The following is a 1,009-nucleotide window of genomic DNA, read 5'->3' on the forward strand; positions in this document are numbered from 1 at the left end:
CTAGGGCCTGTTTCTTGGATCAGGTGCGTAGCCAGATGAGCAGGACAGCGACGGTGATGGTGCCGGTGAACAGGTAGCCGCGTTTGTCGAAGCGGGTCGCGACGGCTCGGAACTGCTTGAGGCGGTTGATGGCGCGTTCGACGGTGTTGCGTTGCTTGTAGCGCTCGGCGTCGAAGCCGGGCGGGCGACCACCGCGGCGTCCGCGATCGTGGCGATGCTGCCGCTGGTCGGCCGGCACGGGAATCGTGTGTGCGATCCCGCGTCGACGCAGGTAGGCCCGGTTGGCGCGCGAGGAGTAGGCCTTGTCGGCCAGCACGTGGTCTGGACGGCGGCGTGGGCGGCCCGGCCCCAGCCGTGCGACGTTGATGGCGTCCAGGACCGCGATGAACTGCGGGCTGTCACCCCACTGGCCAGGAGTGATCAGGAAGGACAGGACCCTGCACCGACCGTCGGCGGCCAGATGGATCTTGGTGGACAACCCGCCGCGGGAGCGTCCTAGCGCTTCGCCTGCCGGGCCACCTCCTCCAGCAGGGCGACCAGCTCGCACCACGACGGCTTGTCCTGGTTCGTCCCAGCCCCGTCCCCCCTTTCCGGCGGGACGGGGCGCGGCCGGTGCGGGGCGCCGGCCGCGTGCTGATGCGCCCGCTCGATCGTGGAATCGACCGACACCCGCCAGTCGATGTCCCCGGCGGCATCGGCCTGGGCGCGCACCACCGCCAGAAGCCGGTCCCAAGTCCCGTCCGCCGACCAGCGCCGAAACCGCTTGTAGACGGTGATCCACTCCCCGAACTCCGGGGGCAGATCACGCCAGGGCACACCCGTCCGGACCCGATGGCAGATCCCATTGATCACCTGCCGGTGATCGACCCACCGTCCACCCCGCCCACCGGTCGGCGGCAGCAACGGCGCCAACCGCTCCCACTGCGCATCGGTCAAGTCACCACGGCCCATCAACCCACAGTGACCCAACCAACGCCCACCGTCAGTCGATCCAAGAAACAGGCCCTAG

General features: G+C 69.5%; 1 pseudogene. It reads right to left on the bottom strand.

The window, feature by feature from the left end:
* Nucleotides 1–19: 19 nt before the first annotated feature.
* A pseudogene (locus AB0C69_RS42600) lies at nt 20–951 on the bottom strand (IS5 family transposase).
* Nucleotides 952–1,009 lie beyond the last annotated feature (58 nt).

The sequence above is a fragment of the Actinomadura sp. NPDC048032 genome (assembly GCF_040653175.1).
Taxonomy (GTDB): Bacteria; Actinomycetota; Actinomycetes; order Streptosporangiales; family Streptosporangiaceae; genus Spirillospora; species Spirillospora verrucosospora.